The sequence below is a fragment of the Streptomyces sp. NPDC001848 genome (genome assembly GCF_042891915.1).
Taxonomy (GTDB): domain Bacteria; phylum Actinomycetota; class Actinomycetes; order Streptomycetales; family Streptomycetaceae; genus Streptomyces.
On the sequence record NZ_JBIATP010000013.1, the window covers coordinates 253,923 to 271,386 of the forward strand.

Consider the following 17,464-nt stretch of genomic DNA (forward strand, 5'->3'; position numbering starts at 1 on the left):
GCCCCGCCAGGGGGCGCAAAGGCACAGTCCCCGCCAAGACGCAGGGACCCAGCCCCGCCAGGGGGCGCAAAGGCCCAGCCCCGCCAAGGGGCGCAAAGGCCCAGCCCCGCCAGGGGGTGCAGAGGCACAGTCCCCGCCGAGACGCAGGGCCCCAGCCCCGCCAAGGGGCGCAAAGGCCCAGCCCCGCCAGGGGGTGCAGGGGCGCAGCCCCGCCAGGGGCGCAGAGGCCTGCCCCCCCGCCGGGGTCGAAGGGGCGGAGCCCCTGGGGGATGGGACGGTAGGGGCGGAGGGGCGACGCCCCCGGGCCTCCGCCCGCTATCCCGCACGTCATGTCGCCGTAACCATTGATTCAGACGGACTTGCGACGCTCGCCCAATGAACGCCGCCGTGCCAGAGCCCTCGCCGCCCCCGGAGAACGGGGTCGGTGCGGACCGCGCGCGCTCGCTGCCGCGCGGCCTTGCCGACGCGCCCATCACCCGTTCGGCGCGGAAGAATGGGTTTATGAGCCAGCAGAACGCCCAGGCGCCGGTCAACCCGTCTCCCACCACCCCCCGTGAGGGAGAGCCGTCGGGTCGCGCGACCATGCAGAATCAGCAGCCCTCCGTGGGTTCCATCGCCGCGCACCGCCCGCACACCGTGGCCGCGGCGGTCTCCGGACTGGACCCCGACCTCGACGCCGACCTCGACGCCTACGAGGAGGCCGAGGGCGCCCAGCTGCCCCAGGGCCGCTTCCTGGACCGCGAGCGCAGCTGGCTCCAGTTCAACGAGCGTGTCCTCGAACTCGCCGAGGATCCGAACACACCGCTCCTCGAGCGCGCGAAGTTCCTCGCGATCTTCGCCAGCAACCTGGACGAGTTCTTCATGGTCCGGGTCGCCGGTCTGAAGCGTCGTATCGCCACCGGGGTCGCCACCCGGTCCGCCTCGGGCCTCCAGCCCCGCGAGGTGCTGGAGATGATCTGGGCCCGCTCCCGGGAGCTGATGGCCCGGCACGCCGCCGCCTTCCAGGAGGACGTCGCCCCCGCCCTCGCGGAGGAGGGCATCCACATCGTCCGCTGGAGCGAGCTGACCGACAAGGAGCAGGCGCGGCTCTTCACCCTGTTCCGGCACCAGATCTTCCCGGTGCTGACCCCGCTCGCCGTGGACCCCGCGCATCCCTTCCCGTACATCTCGGGCCTGTCCCTCAACCTCGCGGTCGTCGTGCGCAACCCGGTCTCCGGCCACCGCCACTTCGCCCGCGTGAAGGTGCCGCCGCTGCTCTCCCGCCTCCTGGAGGCCTCCCCGCAGCGTTACGTCCCCATCGAGGACGTCATCGCCGCGCACCTGGAGGAACTCTTCCCGGGCATGGAGGTGCTGGAGCACCACACCTTCCGGATAACCCGCAACGAGGACCTCGAGGTCGAGGAGGACGACGCCGAGAACCTGCTCCAGGCCCTGGAGAAGGAGCTCATGCGGCGCCGCTTCGGCCCGCCGGTGCGCCTGGAGGTCGAGGAGTCCATCGACCGCTACGTCCTCGACCTGCTGGTGCGCGAGCTGAAGATCTCCGAGGCCGAGGTGTACCCGCTGCCCGGCCCCCTGGACCTCACCGGCCTCTTCGGCATCGCCAACCTCGACCGGCTCGAGCTGAAGTACCCGAAGTTCGTCGCCGGCACCCATCGCGACCTCGCGGAGGTCGAGTCGGCGTCCGCGCCGGACATCTTCGCCGCGCTGCGCGAGCGGGACGTCCTGCTGCACCACCCGTACGACAGCTTCTCCACGTCCGTGCAGGCGTTCCTGGAGCAGGCCGCCGCCGACCCGGACGTCCTCGCGATCAAGCAGACGCTGTACCGCACCTCGGAGACCTCGCCGATCGTCGACGCGCTGATCGACGCCGCCGAGTCCGGCAAGCAGGTCCTCGTGCTGGTCGAGATCAAGGCCCGCTTCGACGAGCAGGCCAACATCAAGTGGGCCCGCAAGCTGGAGGAGGCGGGCTGCCACGTCGTCTACGGTCTCGTCGGGCTGAAGACCCACTGCAAGCTGTCCCTGGTCGTCCGGCAGGAAGGCGAAACGCTCCGCCGTTACAGCCACGTCGGCACGGGCAACTACCACCCCAAGACCGCACGCCTGTACGAGGACCTGGGGCTGCTGACGGCCGACCCGCAGGTCGGCGCGGACCTGTCCGACCTGTTCAACCGGCTGTCGGGTTACTCCCGCCGGGAGATCTACCGCCGCCTGCTGGTCGCCCCGAAGTCCCTGCGCGACGGCCTGGTCTCGCGGGTCAACAAGGAGATCCAGCACCACCGGGCCGGTCGGCCCGCGTACGTCCGCATCAAGGTCAACTCGATGGTGGACGAGGCGGTCGTCGACTCCCTCTACCGGGCCTCCCAGGCGGGCGTCCCGGTCGACGTGTGGGTGCGCGGCATCTGCGCGCTGCGCCCGGGCGTGGCCGGCCTGTCGGAGAACATCCGGGTACGGTCCATCCTCGGCCGCTTCCTGGAGCACTCCCGTGTCTTCGCCTTCGGCAACGGCGGCGAACCGGAGGTGTGGATCGGCAGCGCGGACATGATGCACCGCAACCTCGACCGCCGTATCGAAGCACTCGTCAGGGTCACCGACCCGGCGCACCGGGCGGCCCTCAACCGGCTCCTGGAGACCGGTATGTCCGACACCACCTCCTCCTGGCACCTGGGCCCGGACGGCGAGTGGATCCGGCACGCCGTCGATGCCGACGGCCAGCCCCTGCCGAACATCCAGGAGATGCTCATAGACGCCCGGAGGCGCCGGCGTGGCACAGCAACACCTTGATCCCCCCACCGATCCCGCGGCCGATCCCAGGACCGGGCCCGGGCCTGTGTCCGAGGACGCCCTCGCGGAGTACCTGCGGGCCCAGGCCACGGAGTTCCTCCGCTCGCTGCGCCAGCACCGCGAGGCCGGTGAGGGGGGTCCCCCCGCTCGGGCGAGGTCGAGAGCGGAGGAGGGGGGCACCGCGGACGACTCCGGCGACGCGGCGCTCGCCCTGCGCCGCTCGGCCCGTCGCATCAGCGGCACACTGCACACGTTCCGCGCCCTGCTCGACGCCGAGTGGTCGGACGCGATGCGGCCGGAGCTGGCCTGGCTGTCGGGCACGCTGGCCCGCGAGCACGCGTACGCGGCCCGGCTGGACCGCCTGCTGTTCGCCCTGCACCGGCTGTCGGGCTCGTCGGCCTTCCCCACGCAGACGACCGGCGCGGCGGAGGGTGCCGGGACGCGCGGCCGGGCCGGCGTTCCGGAGCGCGGCAACCTCACCGTGGGCGCCGCGAAGGCGGGCGCGCTGCTGGAGCGCCAGCTGACCCTGGCCCGTACCCGCGCCCACTCGGCGGCCCTGCAGGCACTCGGCTCCAGCCGCTTCCACGCGGTGGCGGACAGCGTCGCCTTACTCGCCAGCGAGGTCCCGCTCACCCCGGCCGCGGCGACCGCAGACCTGCGCCTGCCGGCCGCGGCGGCCGAGGAGCGGCTGACCGACGCGGTGGCCGCACTGCCGCTGGTCACCGCGGGCCACCCGTACAACGCGGAGGCGCTGGTCCACGGCCTGTCCCCGGACCCGGCCCCGCACCCGCAGGACGGCCCCTGGCACCAGGTCCGGCTGCTGCTGCGGTTGCACCGCTACGCCCGGGAGGTACTCCACGGCGAGGACGCGCCCGTCGACGTACGGCTGCTCGCGGCCGGGCAGGCCCTCAACCAGCACCGGGACGCCTCGGAGGCGGCGGCCGCGGCGGCCGCGGCGGCCCGCACCCCGCGCATCGCCCCGGCGACGGCCTACGCCCTGGGCGTGCTGCACGCCGACCAGCGCCACGAGGTGGAGGCGGCCCGCTTCGCCTTCCAGCAGTCGTGGCAGAAGCAGGCGGTGGGTACTCCGTAGTTGCCGCACGACGGCACGGCTCACGGGGGACACGCACCGTATGCGTGAGAGAGGAGCCAGAGCACCCGATGACCGAGGAGACCATCCGCGCGGCGGGCTGTGTCCTGTGGCGCCGCTCGCCCATCGACGGCGCGCTGGAGATCTGTCTGGTCCACCGGCCGAAGTACGACGACTGGTCCCACCCCAAGGGCAAGCTGAAGCACGGCGAGGACCCGCTCACCGGAGCACTGCGGGAGGTGGCGGAGGAGACGGGGTACACCGCCGTGCCCGGCGCGCCTTTGCCCACCGTCCACTACCTGGCGAACGGCCGTCCCAAGCAGGTCCACTACTGGACGGCCGAGGCGACGGACGGCTTCTTCGCCCCGAACCGCGAAGTCGACCGCGTGCTGTGGCTCCCCCCGGCCGCGGCCCGCCACCGCCTGACGCAGCCGCGGGACCGAGACCTCATCGACGCACTGCTCAGCTCGCTGAACCGGGCCTGAACGAAGGGCCCTGAACGGGGCCCTGAACGCCTGGGCCCTGAACGAACGGGCCTGAACGAAGGGGCCTGAACGAGCGGCCGTCGCCCCGGCGTCCGGGACAGCCCCCACGGTCGGCGGCGGGTCCGGTTCCACGACGCGCTGCGGAACGCTCATGAATGACCGTTCGAACTCACGACCGTTCGAACAGGAACGCGTCGAGTCGGTTGCGGACGAGTGAGGAGTTTTCGGAGCAGAATCCGGGATCACGCCGTGTCCTCAACGTAAGCGTTCCGTGACCTAACCACACCGTCCGCAGGGGTTCACCCCCCGTTCACTTTCGGCCATAGGCGCCTTCACCTGATCTGCCTACTTTCGGCCTTACCCGGTGGTGGGCGCGACCTTCTGTGCGCCCACATCACCCACCCCTCGCACGCCGCCGATCAGGACGGCGGCTCCTGGAAGGAACTCCCGAAAGTGAAGCTTCAGCGCATGAACCGGCGGGCCCTCACCCTCGGTGCTCTCGCCGTCTCCGGCGCCCTGGCCCTCACGGCGTGCGGCTCCGACGACACGGGCTCCAAGAGCAGCAGCGGAGGCAGCAGCGCCTCCGCCGGCGCGTCGAACGCCAGCTCCATCAAGTGCGACAACGCCAAGGGCCAGCTGCTCGCCGACGGCTCCTCCGCGCAGAAGAACGCCATCGACGCCTGGACGGCCCAGTTCAGCCAGGCCTGCCAGGGTGTGCAGATCAACTACAAGGGCAGCGGCTCCGGTGCCGGTGTCACCGCGTTCACCCAGGGCCAGCTGGCCTTCGCCGGTTCCGACTCCGCGCTGAAGCCCGCAGACGTCGAGGCCTCCAAGAAGGTCTGCACCGGTGGCGGCCAGGGCATCGACCTGCCGATGGTCGGCGGCCCGATCGCCGTCGGCTACAACCTGCCGGGCGTGGACAACCTGGTCCTGGACGCCACCACGCTGGCCAAGATCTTCAACAGCGACATCAAGACCTGGGACGACCCGGCGATCAAGAAGCTGAACCCGAACGCCAAGCTGCCGTCCACCAAGATCTCGGCCTTCCACCGTTCGGACGAGTCCGGCACCACGGACAACTTCACCAAGTACCTCAAGGCCGCGGCCCCCGCCGTCTGGGGCAAGTACTCCGGCGGCAAGGCCTGGCAGGCCCCCGGCGGCCAGTCGGCCCCGCAGTCCGCGGGTGTGGCCCAGCAGGTGAAGCAGACCGCCGGCGCCATCGGCTACTTCGAGCTGTCCTACGCCAAGGACATGAGCACGGCCGCCATCGACACGGGCGCCTCCGCCCCGGTCAAGCCGTCCACCGACGCCGCCAGCAAGGCGATCGCGGACGCCAAGGTCGTCGGCACCGGCAAGGACCTGTCGCTGAAGCTCAACTACACCACCAAGGCCGACGGCGCCTACCCGATGGTCCTGGTCACCTACGAGATCGTCTGCGACAAGGGCAACAAGGCGGACACCCTGCCCGCCACCAAGGCCTTCCTGCGCTACATCGCCAGCACGGACGGCCAGTCGATCCTGACCCAGAACAGCTACGCGCCGATCCCCGACGCGATCATCTCCAAGGTCCGCACCACCATCGAGGGCCTGAGCTGACCTGAGTGTGCGGTCCGGTCCCACCCCGGGACCGGACCGCACCGTCCGGTGCACCGCCGCCTGGAGCCCTGCCACGAGCGTGGCTCCGCAGACCGGAGATCCCGATGGACATATCAACAAAGAACATTCAAGCGCCTCCCCCCGCACCCGAGCCGTCCGCGGCCGAACACAAGCGCGCGGCCCGCGGCGCCACCCGGCCCGGAGACCGGATCTTCCTCGGTCTGTCCCGTGGGTCGGGTGTCCTGCTGCTGGTGATCATGGCCGCGATCGCGGTCTTCCTCACCTACCGTGCGTACCTGGCGATCAGCAAGGACCAGGGCAACTTCCTGACCACCTTCGAGTGGAACACCAACGTCGTCCCGCCGAGCTTCGGCATCGCCGTCCTGGCGTTCGGCACCATCGTGTCCTCGATCATCGCCATGGTCATCGCGGTCCCGATCGCGGTCGCCATCGCGCTCTTCCTCACGCACTACGCCCCGCGCCGGCTCTCGGGCCCCATCGCGTACGTGATCGACCTGCTCGCCGCCGTGCCGTCCATCGTCTACGGCCTGTGGGGCGCCCTGATCCTCGTACCGCACCTGACCGGCCTCTTCAGCTGGCTTAACGACTACTTCGGCTGGACCGGCATCCTGTCCTGGGACGGCGGCCCGCCGCGCTCGCTGCTCACCGTGGGCATCCTGCTCGCGATCATGATCCTGCCGATCGTCACCAACGTGAGCCGTGAGGTCTTCCGTCAGGTCCCGCGCATGCACGAGGAGGCGGCCCTCGCCCTCGGTGCCACGCGCTGGGAGGTCATCCGCATGGCGGTGCTGCCCTTCGGGCGCTCCGGCGTCATCTCCGCCTCGATGCTCGGCCTCGGCCGCGCCCTCGGCGAGACCATGGCCGTCGCCACCGTGCTCTCCCCGGACTTCCTCATCCACGGCAGCCTGCTCAACCCCGGCGGCGGCACCTTCGCCCAGAACATCGCCAGCAAGTTCAACGAGGCGACGGAGTACGGCCGTGACGCGCTGATCGCCTCCGGTCTGGTCCTGTTCGTCATCACCCTGCTGGTCAACGGCGCGGCCCGCGTGATCATCGCCCGCCGCAAGGAGTACTCGGGGGCCAACGCATGAGCACCGCAGCCATCGCCGACAAGCGCCCCAGCACCCTGCGCGGCGCCAGCCTGCCCAGGTGGTCCCCGTGGGCCATCGCCGCCGGTTCGATCGCCGTCGCGTGCGGCATCGGCGCCGGCGCCGGTCTGACGAGCCACATCCAGTGGGGCCTGATCGCCGCGATCCTCTTCCTCCTCGGCACCTACGCCGTCGCCGCGCGCGTCGAGGGACGCCGTCAGGCCAAGGACCGCATCGCGACCTCCCTGGTGTGGGTCGCCTTCCTGCTCGCCGTGGTTCCGCTGGTCTCCCTGGTGTGGACGACCCTCTCGCGCGGTGTGAAGGTCCTCGACATCTACTTCCTGACCCACTCGATGGGCGTCGTCCCCGACTCCCAGCCCGGCGGTGGCATCTACCACGCCATCCTCGGCAGCCTGGAGCAGGTCGGTCTCGCCACCGTGATCGGCGCGCCGATCGGCGTGCTCACCGCGATCTACCTGGTGGAGTACGGACGCGGCAGGCTGGCGCAGGCCGTCACCTTCTTCGTCGACGTGATGACCGGTATCCCGTCGATCGTCGCCGGTCTGTTCATCCTCAGCCTGATGCTGATCTTCAACATGGAGCCCTTCGGCTTCGCCGGCTCGCTCGCCCTGGCCATCCTGATGATGCCGGTCGTGGTCCGCTCCACGGAGGAGATGCTCAAGCTCGTCCCGAACGAGCTGCGCGAGGCGTCCCTCGCGCTCGGCGTCCCGAAGTGGCGCACCATCCTGAAGGTGGTCCTGCCCACTTCCATCGGCGGCATCACCACCGGCATCATGCTGTCGATCGCCCGTATCGCCGGTGAGACCGCGCCCGTGCTGCTGCTGGTCTTCGGCAACCGCTTCATCAACGCGAACCCCTTCGAGGGCGCGCAGCAGTCGCTGCCGCTGTACATCTACCAGCAGTACGCGAACAGCGCCGGCGCCAACGCGGCCTACGACCGCGCCTGGGCGGCGTCGCTGACACTGATCGCCTTCGTGATGATCCTCAACCTGGTGGCCCGCGGCATCGCCCGCTGGAAGGCTCCGAAGACCGGTCGCTGAGGCGACTATCTCCGGCTCCGCCGCGCGGGGCCAAACAGCGACCGATCAAGACTTTCTGGAAGTGAAGTAGTCATGGCCAAGCGAATCGACGTAAGCGGGCTCACCGCCTACTACGGCTCCCACAAGGCGATCGAGGACATCTCGATGTCCATCGAGCCGCGGTCGGTGACGGCGTTCATCGGCCCCTCCGGCTGCGGCAAGTCGACGTTCCTGCGCACGCTGAACCGTATGCACGAGGTGACGCCGGGCGGGCGCGTCGAGGGCAAGGTGCTGCTCGACGACGAGGACCTGTACGGCGCCGGGATCGACCCGGTCTCCGTCCGCCGTGAGGTGGGCATGGTCTTCCAGCGCCCGAACCCCTTCCCCACGATGTCGATCTTCGACAACGTGGCGGCGGGCCTGCGGCTGAACGGCAACTACAAGAAGAGCGAGCTGGCGGACATCGTCGAGAAGTCGCTCAGGGGCGCCAACCTCTGGAACGAGGTGAAGGACCGCCTGAACAAGCCGGGCTCCGGCCTGTCCGGCGGTCAGCAGCAGCGTCTGTGCATCGCGCGGGCGATCGCGGTGGAGCCGAAGGTGCTCCTGATGGACGAGCCCTGCTCGGCCCTGGACCCGATCTCCACCCTCGCCATCGAGGACCTGATCGGCGAGCTGAAGGAGCGCTTCACGATCGTCATCGTGACGCACAACATGCAGCAGGCTGCGCGCGTCTCGGACCGTACGGCGTTCTTCAACCTGGCGGCCGTGGGGCAGCCGGGCAGGCTGATCGAGATCGACGACACCGAGCGGATCTTCTCCAACCCGTCGGTCCAGGCGACCGAGGACTACATCTCGGGTCGCTTCGGCTGATCCGGCGATCCGTCCGAGAACCCCTCGCGGTGCTGCATGGCGGTGCCACCGCGAGGACGAAGAGGGCCCGCCCCTGGCTCCCGGGGGCGGGCCCGCTCGCGTCCGGCCCTCTATTCGGCCACTTCCGTCCGCTCCCACCACCGGTAGACGGTGACGTTCTGCTCCTCGACGTGCTCGTGGCGCGTGGTGACCTTGTAGTGCTCGTAGCCACCACGGTGCGGAATCTTGATCTCCTGGCCGGGAGGAACGACCGGCACGACCTTCCCCGCCAGTTCCTCGGGTCCACCTTCAAGAAGTGCCTTGCTACCCATATATCCAGTTTTGCTGCCCTGCCGGCACCCGCATCTCGAGGCCACGGGCCGGCACGGGGCACCGGAGTGCGCGTTCCTACAGGAACGCCAGGTCGATCAGCCCGAAGGCCGTGGCCGCGACCAGCGCCGCCGCCGGCATCGTGATGAACCAGCCCAGGACGATGTTCTTCGCCACGCCCCAGCGCACCGCGTTCACCCGCTTCGTCGCGCCCACGCCCATGATCGCCGAGGTGATGACGTGCGTCGTGGAGATCGGCGCCTTGAACAGGAACGCCGTCGCGAACATGATCGACGCCCCCGTGGTCTCCGCCGCGAACCCCTGCGGCGGGTCCAGTTCGATGATCTTGCGGCCCAGGGTGCGCATGATGCGCCAGCCGCCCGCGTAGGTGCCCAGCGACAGCATCAGCGCGGAGATCAGCTTCACCCACACCGGGATCGGGTCCCCGTAGTGCTGGACGTCCGCGATGACCAGCGCCATCACCACGACGCCCATCGTCTTCTGGGCGTCCTGCAGACCGTGGCCGAGCGCCATGCCGGCCGCCGACACCGTCTGGGCTATCCGGAAACCGCGCTTGGCCTTGTGCGGGTTGGACCGGCGGAAGATCCACATGATGACCGTCATCACCAGGTAGCCGACGATCAGGCCCACCACCGGCGACAGGAACATGGGCGTGACGATCTTGTCCACGACCCCGGACCAGTGCACCGTCGTACCGCCCGCGAGGGCCGCGCCCACCAGTCCTCCGAACAGCGCGTGCGACGAGGACGACGGCAGGCCGTAGTACCAGGTGATCAGGTTCCAGACGATGGCGCCGAGCAGCGCCGCGAAGAGGATGCCCATCCCCTTGCCGCCCGAGGGCGTCTGGATGAGTCCCTCGCTGACCGTCTTCGCCACGCCGCTGCCCAGGAAGGCGCCGGCGAGGTTCATCACCGCCGCCATCGCCAGCGCGGCCCGCGGGGTCAGCGCCCGCGTCGAGACGGAGGTCGCGATGGCGTTCGCTGAGTCGTGGAAGCCGTTGGTGTAAGCGAAGAGGAGTGCGACCAGGATGGTCAGGATCAGAGCGAAGGTGTCCATGGACGCCTCAGGACTCCTTGACCGCGATGGTCTCCACGGTGTTGGCCACGTGCTCGAACGCGTCCGCGGCCTCCTCCAGCACGTCCACGATCTGCTTGAGCTTGAGCACCTCTATCGCGTCGTACTTGCCGTTGAACAGGTGGGCCAGCAGCTTGCGGTGGATCTGGTCCGCCTGGTTCTCCAGCCGGTTGACCTCGATCCAGTACTCGGTGAGGTTCTCCATCGTGCGAAGGTTCGGCATCGCCTCGGCCGTCAGCTCCGCCGCCCGCGCCAGCACCTCGATCTGCTGCTCGACACCCTTGGGCAGTTCCTCGACGTTGTAGAGGACGACCAGGTCGACGGCCTCCTCCATGAAGTCCATGATGTCGTCGAGGGACGACGCGAGGGAGTAGATGTCCTCACGGTCGAACGGCGTGATGAACGAGGAGTTCAGCTGGTGGAAGATCGCGTGCGTGGCGTCGTCACCGGCGTGTTCCGCGGCCCGCATACGCTCTGCGATCTCGGCCCGGGCGGAGGCGTCCGCCCCGAGCAGTTCCATCAGGAGTTTCGAGCCGGTGACGATGTTGTCCGCGGACGCGGCGAACATGTCGTAGAAGCTCGTCTCCCTGGGGGTCAGACGAAAGCGCACGTGGGGTCCTCAGGATGCTTCGGTTTCGGTCAGGCTGATGCTAAGCGCATCATCCGGCCACGGCTAAGGGGCCGTCCTCCAGTGTCACCCATCGGACAGTGTGCTCCTCACAGGGGCGCTGCGGAGGTGGCCGGGCAGTGACCAAGGGCCGTATACCCAGCAAAGTTCGTTATCATATACCCGTAGGGGGTATATGTCCGCAGCGGGGCACGAGGAGGACGCGATGACGACGACCGAGGCCGGCGCGACGGTGCCCTCCGAGGACACCGAGGCCGTGGTGACCGACCACGACCACGGCGTCCACGGCTATCACAAGCAGAAGGACGAGCACCTCAAGCGGCTGCGCCGCATCGAGGGCCAGATCCGCGGTCTGCAGCGCATGGTCGACGAGGACGTGTACTGCATCGACATACTCACGCAGGTCTCGGCCTCCACGAAGGCCCTGCAGTCCTTCGCACTCCAACTGCTGGAGGAGCATTTGCGCCACTGCGTCGCCGACGCCGCGCTCAAGGGCGGCACGGAGATCGACGCGAAGGTGGAGGAGGCGACGAAGGCGATCGGACGCCTGCTGCGGACCTGACGTGCGAGGCGAGGCGGAGCAGGGCGGGGCGACTCACTTGCCGGCGACGTCCCGTTAGCTGCTTTCGTACCTTTCGTTCCGCTCCTCGGCCACCTTCAGCACCTCGTCGATGCTTTCCAGACTCAGCCGGTCCTCGTGCGCGGCCGAGGCCGCGATGATCAGGTCACCGCACAGCTCGATCTCGGCGAGGGCCACGTGGTCCTGAACTGCCGTACCGCCGACCGGAGCCACGTGCATCACCTCTCTCTGCCGTCACCGGCTTCCTAGGGCCAGGCCCTAGCCTAGGCAGCGGCCGGTGCGCGGCGCATGGCACGGACGGACCATTTCCAGCCCCTCAACCGCGCCACTTCCGGCCGTCGCCCGCGCCGGTCCGGCCACTCCCCCGCGGCCCCTTCCAGCCACTCGCCCGCAGCCGCTTCCAGCCACTCGCCCGCATTCACTGCTCGGCGATCTTCCCCGCGAAGATGTCCCCGGACGCCGGCAGCCGTACGTCGGCCGGGGCGCCGAAGTCGTACAGCAGCGTGGTCGAGGCCACCGCCACCGGCGTCTTCTGCCGCCCGCCCACAAAGCTGAACCGGTGGCGGACCTCGCGGATGCGCCCCTCGTCGTCCAGGTAGGCGTCGAACGGGACCTCGGCCGTGGCGAACCCTTTCGCCGCCGCCTGGAGCGCCTTCCTGTTCCCGGCGGACGCGTCACGCGCGGCGAGCCCGATGTCGGCGACCCCGCGGTAGTGCCGCACCTGGGTCCCGTCGATCTCGGTCCTGCCGACGTACGCCGCCTTCCGCACCCCGCGCAGCAGCTCGGCGGCCGCGTACGGGTCGGTGGCGCCGCCGGTGACCAGGTTGCCGTCGGAGAGCGTGGTCGTGTCGACCCGCACCCACTTGTCGGCGGGCACGCCCGCGCCCCGGTTCTTCATGAACAGGGCGCCCGGCGCGAGCAGTTCCGTGATGGGACGGTGCTCCTCCGCCCCGGCCGGGTCCTGAGGGAGCGTCACCGTGAGCCGGCCGAGCCGGCCCCGGAAGTCGTACACGCCCTCGCCGCGGATGGTGACCCGGGTGCCACCCGTCGCCATCTCCATCGACGTACGGGCCTTGGAACTGCCCGCGCGCACCAGGGTCGCGGCCGCCCGGTGCAGCGCCTGGACGGCACCCGGGCCGGAGCGCGCGTCCTCGGCGGCGGCCCCGCCGCCGGCACAGCCGGTGAGCGAGGGCGAGCAGACCAGGAGTCCCACCGTCGCGACCACCGCCGCACCGACCCGACCGCGCTGCCGCACCACCATCGCCTGCCTACCCCCAGCCGGTCCGTCCCGGTGCCCTCCTGTCGTTCCGGTTAACGACCGCTGGCAGGAGCCGTCACGCGTGCCCTCGGCACTTCACTTGCCCTGGGTAACCTTGTGGGGTGCAGCAGCAGGACATCCCCACCGGTCCCGAGGAGCACCGCACGACGACGGTCGAACAGGGCCGTTTCTGTGTGGCCCGGTGCAGTTGCGGCTGGCGGGGACCGGCCCGCAGAGCCCGCAGCCTGGCGCGGTCGGACGCGGAGGAGCACACGACCGGCTAGGGCGTGCCCCGAACTCCGCTTGCGGCTCCGCGCTCAACGCGCCCACCTCGTAGCGATTCTGTCGCACTTCCCGGCGCAACCCTCCGCGACGACGCCCCGTCTCGTTCTGCGGAACCCAAGGGAGGCGCACATGCGACGGCGTACGTTCATCGGCGGGGCCACCGCCACGCTCGCGGCGACGGCCACCACCACCGCGTGCGGCAGCGGTACTTCGGCCGGCACCGGTACGTCCCTGCGCACGGACAGCGCGGGCGCGCAGGCCCCCGCCAACTGGACGGCCCTGGCCAGGGACCTGGACGGCACCCTGGTGCGCCCCGGCGACCGCGCCTGGCCCACCGCCCGCCAGCTGTACAACACCCGCTTCGACGGGTTGAAGCCGGCGGCCGTGGCCTACGTGGCGCACACCGACGACATCCGCACCGCGCTGGAGTACGCGCGCGTGCACCGCGTCAAGGTCGCGATACGCAACGGCGGCCACTCCTACGCCGGTTGGTCCTCGGGGGACGGACGGCTGATCATCGACGTGGGAAGGCTCAACGCGATACGGGCGAGCGGGCGCGAGGCGGTCATCGGCGCGGGTGCCAAGCTGATCGACGTCTACCGCGCGCTCACCGCGAAAGGCGTGACGATACCCGCCGGTTCCTGCCCCACGGTCGGCGTCTCCGGCCTCACCCTCGGCGGCGGCCACGGGGTGGTCTCCCGGGCGTACGGCCTGACCTGCGACAGCCTCACCCAGGCCACCCTGGTCACGGCGGACGGCAAGCAGCTCGTCGCCAACGCCACCGAGAACAAGGACCTCTTCTGGGCCCTGCGCGGCGCCGGCAACGGCAACTTCGGCGTCGTCACCGAGCTGCGCTTCCGGACCCACCCGGCGCCGCAGGCCGTCTCCGCGTATCTGACCTGGCCCTGGTCCAGGGCCGCCGCCGTGCTCACGGCCTGGCAGGAGTGGGGGCCGGGCCAGCCCGACGAGATCTGGTCCTCCTGCCACCTGGAGAACGGCGGCACACCCACCGTCTCCGTCGCCGCCTTCTCCCTCGGCACCTACGGCGAACTCCAGAACGCCGTCGACCGCCTGGCCGCCAAGGTCGGCTCCCCGGCCCGCAGCGTCTCGCTCCGGCGGCACTCCTACGAGGGCGCGATGGAGGCGTACGCGGGCTGCTCCTCCTTCCCCACGGCCGCCCAGTGCCACCTGCCGGGCTCGACGCCCGGCCGCAACCCGCAGGGCGCCCTCGGCCGGGAGACGTACGCGGCCCGCTCGGACTTCTTCGACCGCTCGATCCCGGCGGCCGGCATCCAGACGCTCCTGCGGCAGATCACACAGGTGCGCGGCGGCGCGGGCAGCGTCGCGTTCACCGCGCTCGGCGGCGCCGTCAACCGGGTGGCTCCGACGGCGACCGCGTTCGTGCACCGCCGGTCGCGGATGCTGGCGCAGTACATCGCGAGCTGGGGCGCGGGCGCCACGGGCACGACGGCCCAGTCCTGGCTGAATTCCGCGCACGCGTCGATGCGGGGCTACGCGTCAGGGGCGGCCTACCAGAACTACACGGACCCGACCCTGACGAACTGGCGGAAGGCCTACTACGGGGACGCGGCCACGCGTCTCGCCCAACTGAAGCACCGGTACGACCCGGACGGCTTCTTCACGTTCCCGCAGTCGCTGTGAGGCGGCGCCAGGACCTGGCCTACGCCGCCAGGTCCCGGTCCTGAGGACAGGACTCCTGCCGCGCCCCGGAGATCACCGTCTCCGCGGCACGCTCTCCGCGGGCCCGGATCAGCCGGCCCGCGCGCGGTGAGCGTTCGACCGCCTTCATGACCGGGGTGAGCAGTGCCGTGGCGAGCGGGGAGAGCAGCAGGGCGACGGCGGTGCCGAGGGCGAAGCCGCCGATGACGTCCGTCGGGTAGTGCACGCCCATGTAGACCCGGCAGAAGCCTTCGAGGAGCGCCAGGCCGAGACCGAGAAGCCCGAACTTCCGGTTCGCCACGAAGAGTCCGACGGCCATGGCCATGGTGAGCGTGGCGTGGTCGCTGACGAAGGAGTAGTCGGTCTTGCCGGTGACGAGGACGTCCAGCCCCTGGTGGTCGACGAACGGCCGGGGGCGGTCCACGAAGCCCCGGATCGGCACGTTCACCAGCACCCCGATACCGGCGGCCAGGGGCGCCCAGACGATCGCCGCCACGGACGCCGCCGCGTTCTCGCCGCCCCTGCGCCGCACGCTCGTCCAGCACCACAGGACGAGCAGCACCATGGCGAGCAGCAGGCCCCACTCACCGACGAACGCCATGACCCGGTCGAACCAGTGCGGCGCTTCCTTGGCCAGGCCATTGATGTCGTAGAGCAGATCGACGTCGGGGTTCGACCCTGATTCGGCCAGTCCAGCCATCGTGCGCGGCCCCTTCGTCGTCGTCCCGTCCGCGGACACGCCGTGCGCGTGCCGCTGCACCACCCCCGTGGTCGTAGATCCGCTCCACGTCGAGCCGGCTGCCGTACGTCAACGCTCTACGGGAGAAGGAACGCACAGTCCTGTTCCCCACGTTCCACATTCCACCGAATGATCACGCAGACGTTATCGAAGAGAGACACGTCTTCGCAGCTCACGGGGGTGCGTGTGAGGGAGGGTTCCAGCCAGCGCACACCCGCGCGTGCGCCGTTCACATCCCGGTTCACACCGTCGTGGGCAGCGCTTTCGCGCCATCCCCGGTGACACGCGTCGCCCCGAAGTAGTCGGAGCCGTCGATGGGGTCGAAACGGATCACGGCACCGGTTCTCGGGGCGTCGATCATGTAGCCGCCGCCGACGTAGATCCCGACGTGGTGGATGGCGCGGGAATCGGTCGGGTCGTGCGAGAAGAACACCAGGTCCCCGGGGAGCAGTTCGGCACGGCTGGGGTGCGGTCCGGCGTTGTACTGGTCGTTGGCGACGCGCGGCAGGGTGATGCCGACGCTCGCGTACGCGGCCTTGGTCAGGCCGGAGCAGTCGAAGCGCCCGCCCTCCTCGGGCGTGCCGTCGCCGCCCCACAGGTACGGGGTGCCGAGCTTCTGCTGGGCGTAGTTGATCGCCCCGGCCGCCTGCCTGGAGGGGTCGAGCCGCTGGACGGGCGCGGCGAAGCTCTTGGCCAGGGTCGTGATGGTCTTGACGTAGTTCTGGGTCTCCTTGTACGGCGGCACGCCTCCGTACCGGATGACCGCGTAGGCGCCCGCGTTGTACGCGGCGAGCATGTTCTCCGTCAGGTTGCCGGGCTCGTCCTTGACGTAGGAGGCGAGCTTGCAGTCGTAGGAGGCGGCCGACGGGATCGCGTCGCGCGGGTCCCACACGTCTGCCTTGCCGTCACCGTTGCCGTCGATGCCGTGGATGGCCCAGGTGCCGGGGATGAACTGCGCTATGCCCTCGGCCTTCGCGGGGCTCTTGGCGTTCGGGTTGAAGCCGCTCTCCTGGTAGAGCTGGGCGGCGAGCAGCGCCGGGTTGATGGCGCTGCACAGGTTGCCCCACTTCTGCACGATGGCGGAGTACGCGGCGGGGACGGCGTTCTTGGCGAGGCCGACGGCCCCTCCGCCGATGCCGTTCGCGAGGTTCCCGGCGACCGTGTAGACCCCGACGACGAGCAGCAGCACGAAGCTCAGCGCGGCACCGACGGCTGCGGTCGCCCAGACCCACGCCTTACGCACCGTCAACCGCCCCTCGCCACCCGGGAGTACGCCGAAGGTCAGTGTAGGGGCGCAAGCGGGCCGACGACCCTGAAAAGCCCCGGCCGGGCCACCCGAACCGCATGAGATCGGCCACCGGCGGAGGCGGTGGCCGGTGGTGCTACGGGAGCCGGGGCGGCGGGGGCGATGCGCGCAGCCTCGCGGGGTGCGGCGGACACGGCGGACACGGCGGATACGGCGGTGGCCCTACCGCCGGACGCGGGACCGGCTCTACCCACCGGACGCGGGGTCGGGCCCTACCCCCGCAGGCGGCACCGCCCTACCCACCGGAGGCGGCGCAGACCCCACCCACCGGACGCGGGGGTCGAGCCCTACCCCCGCAGGCGGCACCGCCCTACCCACCGGAGGCGGCGCAGACCCTACCCGCCGGACGGGGCACAGACCCCTACCCACCGCAGGCGGCACCGGTCCTACCCGCCGGGGGCTGGACCGGCCTACCCACCGGACGGGGCGCAGACCCCACCCACCGGACGCGGGGGTCGGGCCCTACCCCCGCAGGCGGCACCGCCCTACCCACCGGAGGCGGCGCAGACCCTACCCACCGGACGGGGCACAGACCCCTACCCACCGCAGGCGGCACCGGTCCTACCCGCCGGGGGCTGGACCGGCCTACCCACCGGACGGGGCGCAGACCCCA

The 17,464-nt window shown here is 70.5% G+C and carries 17 protein-coding genes; 10 read left to right on the forward strand and 7 right to left on the reverse strand.

Annotated elements, in window-relative coordinates:
* Nucleotides 1-375: 375 nt before the first annotated feature.
* The 7 genes from ACFYZJ_RS27055 to pstB all read left to right on the forward strand — a co-directional run bounded on the left by ACFYZJ_RS27055 (nt 376) and on the right by pstB (nt 8,971).
* On the forward strand, nt 376-2,781 hold the full coding sequence (locus tag ACFYZJ_RS27055; RefSeq protein WP_388572064.1) for an RNA degradosome polyphosphate kinase: 2,406 nt from the start codon (nt 376-378) through the stop codon (nt 2,779-2,781).
* Complete coding sequence (locus tag ACFYZJ_RS27060) at nt 2,762-3,874, forward strand: CHAD domain-containing protein (protein ID WP_388572066.1); 1,113 nt, start codon at nt 2,762-2,764, stop codon at nt 3,872-3,874. Before ACFYZJ_RS27055 ends, ACFYZJ_RS27060 begins: the two co-directional genes overlap by 20 nt.
* A 68-nt stretch (nt 3,875-3,942) precedes the next feature.
* Nucleotides 3,943-4,356, forward strand: coding sequence for an NUDIX hydrolase (locus ACFYZJ_RS27065; protein ID WP_388572068.1), 414 nt, complete (start codon nt 3,943-3,945; stop codon nt 4,354-4,356).
* A 453-nt stretch (nt 4,357-4,809) separates the two neighbouring features.
* Complete coding sequence (pstS, locus tag ACFYZJ_RS27070; RefSeq protein WP_388572070.1) at nt 4,810-5,952, forward strand: phosphate ABC transporter substrate-binding protein PstS; 1,143 nt, start codon at nt 4,810-4,812, stop codon at nt 5,950-5,952.
* Nucleotides 5,953-6,056: 104 nt separating this feature from the next.
* Entirely contained in the window at nt 6,057-7,064 is a 1,008-nt protein-coding gene (gene pstC, locus ACFYZJ_RS27075; protein WP_388572072.1) for a phosphate ABC transporter permease subunit PstC, read from the forward strand.
* Complete coding sequence (gene pstA, locus ACFYZJ_RS27080; protein ID WP_388572074.1) at nt 7,061-8,122, forward strand: phosphate ABC transporter permease PstA; 1,062 nt, start codon at nt 7,061-7,063, stop codon at nt 8,120-8,122. Before pstC ends, pstA begins: the two co-directional genes overlap by 4 nt.
* Before the next feature lie 72 nt (nt 8,123-8,194).
* Nucleotides 8,195-8,971, forward strand: a complete 777-nt coding sequence (gene pstB, locus ACFYZJ_RS27085; RefSeq protein ID WP_388572076.1) for a phosphate ABC transporter ATP-binding protein PstB — start codon at nt 8,195-8,197, stop codon at nt 8,969-8,971.
* A 110-nt stretch (nt 8,972-9,081) separates the two neighbouring features.
* Here the strand turns inward: pstB and ACFYZJ_RS27090 are convergent, their stop codons facing one another.
* From ACFYZJ_RS27090 to ACFYZJ_RS27100, 3 genes are all read right to left on the reverse strand, one after another.
* Nucleotides 9,082-9,282 (reverse strand): DUF5988 family protein, encoded by a 201-nt coding sequence (locus tag ACFYZJ_RS27090; RefSeq protein ID WP_388572078.1) that lies wholly within the window; start codon nt 9,280-9,282, stop codon nt 9,082-9,084.
* A 76-nt stretch (nt 9,283-9,358) separates the two neighbouring features.
* Nucleotides 9,359-10,357: an anion permease gene (locus ACFYZJ_RS27095; RefSeq protein WP_388572080.1), complete on the reverse strand. Its 999-nt coding sequence runs from the start codon at nt 10,355-10,357 to the stop codon at nt 9,359-9,361.
* A gap of 7 nt (nt 10,358-10,364) precedes the next feature.
* Complete coding sequence (locus ACFYZJ_RS27100) at nt 10,365-10,985, reverse strand: DUF47 domain-containing protein (protein ID WP_055490603.1); 621 nt, start codon at nt 10,983-10,985, stop codon at nt 10,365-10,367.
* 223 nt (nt 10,986-11,208) lie between these two features.
* Here ACFYZJ_RS27100 and ACFYZJ_RS27105 point away from each other — a divergent pair, with 223 nt between their 5' ends.
* Nucleotides 11,209-11,565 (forward strand): metal-sensitive transcriptional regulator, encoded by a 357-nt coding sequence (locus ACFYZJ_RS27105; RefSeq protein ID WP_388572082.1) that lies wholly within the window; start codon nt 11,209-11,211, stop codon nt 11,563-11,565.
* 54 nt (nt 11,566-11,619) lie between these two features.
* Here ACFYZJ_RS27105 and ACFYZJ_RS27110 read toward each other — a convergent pair whose 3' ends face one another.
* Both ACFYZJ_RS27110 and ACFYZJ_RS27115 read right to left on the reverse strand, forming a co-directional pair.
* A complete protein-coding gene (locus ACFYZJ_RS27110; RefSeq protein ID WP_388572083.1) occupies nt 11,620-11,802 on the reverse strand; it encodes a hypothetical protein in 183 nt (60 codons plus the stop codon).
* Nucleotides 11,803-12,001: 199 nt separating this feature from the next.
* Nucleotides 12,002-12,844, reverse strand: coding sequence for a hypothetical protein (locus tag ACFYZJ_RS27115; RefSeq protein ID WP_388572085.1), 843 nt, complete (start codon nt 12,842-12,844; stop codon nt 12,002-12,004).
* 119 nt (nt 12,845-12,963) lie between these two features.
* Between ACFYZJ_RS27115 and ACFYZJ_RS27120 the strand changes: the two genes are divergently transcribed.
* Both ACFYZJ_RS27120 and ACFYZJ_RS27125 read left to right on the forward strand, forming a co-directional pair.
* Nucleotides 12,964-13,125 (forward strand): hypothetical protein, encoded by a 162-nt coding sequence (locus ACFYZJ_RS27120; protein ID WP_388572087.1) that lies wholly within the window; start codon nt 12,964-12,966, stop codon nt 13,123-13,125.
* Nucleotides 13,126-13,255: 130 nt separating this feature from the next.
* Nucleotides 13,256-14,788, forward strand: a complete 1,533-nt coding sequence (locus ACFYZJ_RS27125; RefSeq protein WP_388572089.1) for an FAD-binding oxidoreductase — start codon at nt 13,256-13,258, stop codon at nt 14,786-14,788.
* A 19-nt stretch (nt 14,789-14,807) separates the two neighbouring features.
* Here ACFYZJ_RS27125 and ACFYZJ_RS27130 read toward each other — a convergent pair whose 3' ends face one another.
* Together ACFYZJ_RS27130 and ACFYZJ_RS27135 are read right to left on the reverse strand one after the other, a co-directional pair.
* Nucleotides 14,808-15,506, reverse strand: coding sequence for a phosphatase PAP2 family protein (locus ACFYZJ_RS27130; protein WP_388572091.1), 699 nt, complete (start codon nt 15,504-15,506; stop codon nt 14,808-14,810).
* A 280-nt stretch (nt 15,507-15,786) separates the two neighbouring features.
* On the reverse strand, nt 15,787-16,794 hold the full coding sequence (locus ACFYZJ_RS27135) for an NlpC/P60 family protein (RefSeq protein WP_388572092.1): 1,008 nt from the start codon (nt 16,792-16,794) through the stop codon (nt 15,787-15,789).
* Nucleotides 16,795-17,464: the final 670 nt, after the last annotated feature.

What these genes read in the sequence shown, in the direction of transcription:
- ACFYZJ_RS27055 (WP_388572064.1), top strand. Translation starts at nt 376, where the DNA reads ATGAACGCCGCCGTGCCAGAGCCCTCGCCGCCCCCGGAGAACGGGGTC.
- ACFYZJ_RS27065 (WP_388572068.1), top strand. Translation starts at nt 3,943, where the DNA reads ATGACCGAGGAGACCATCCGCGCGGCGGGCTGTGTCCTGTGGCGCCGC.
- pstC (WP_388572072.1), top strand. Translation starts at nt 6,057, where the DNA reads ATGGACATATCAACAAAGAACATTCAAGCGCCTCCCCCCGCACCCGAG.
- pstA (WP_388572074.1), top strand. Translation starts at nt 7,061, where the DNA reads ATGAGCACCGCAGCCATCGCCGACAAGCGCCCCAGCACCCTGCGCGGC.
- pstB (WP_388572076.1), top strand. Translation starts at nt 8,195, where the DNA reads ATGGCCAAGCGAATCGACGTAAGCGGGCTCACCGCCTACTACGGCTCC.
- ACFYZJ_RS27090 (WP_388572078.1), bottom strand. Translation starts at nt 9,282, where the DNA reads ATGGGTAGCAAGGCACTTCTTGAAGGTGGACCCGAGGAACTGGCGGGG.
- ACFYZJ_RS27095 (WP_388572080.1), bottom strand. Translation starts at nt 10,357, where the DNA reads ATGGACACCTTCGCTCTGATCCTGACCATCCTGGTCGCACTCCTCTTC.
- ACFYZJ_RS27105 (WP_388572082.1), top strand. Translation starts at nt 11,209, where the DNA reads ATGACGACGACCGAGGCCGGCGCGACGGTGCCCTCCGAGGACACCGAG.
- ACFYZJ_RS27110 (WP_388572083.1), bottom strand. Translation starts at nt 11,802, where the DNA reads ATGCACGTGGCTCCGGTCGGCGGTACGGCAGTTCAGGACCACGTGGCC.
- ACFYZJ_RS27115 (WP_388572085.1), bottom strand. Translation starts at nt 12,844, where the DNA reads ATGGTGGTGCGGCAGCGCGGTCGGGTCGGTGCGGCGGTGGTCGCGACG.
- ACFYZJ_RS27125 (WP_388572089.1), top strand. Translation starts at nt 13,256, where the DNA reads ATGCGACGGCGTACGTTCATCGGCGGGGCCACCGCCACGCTCGCGGCG.
- ACFYZJ_RS27130 (WP_388572091.1), bottom strand. Translation starts at nt 15,506, where the DNA reads ATGGCTGGACTGGCCGAATCAGGGTCGAACCCCGACGTCGATCTGCTC.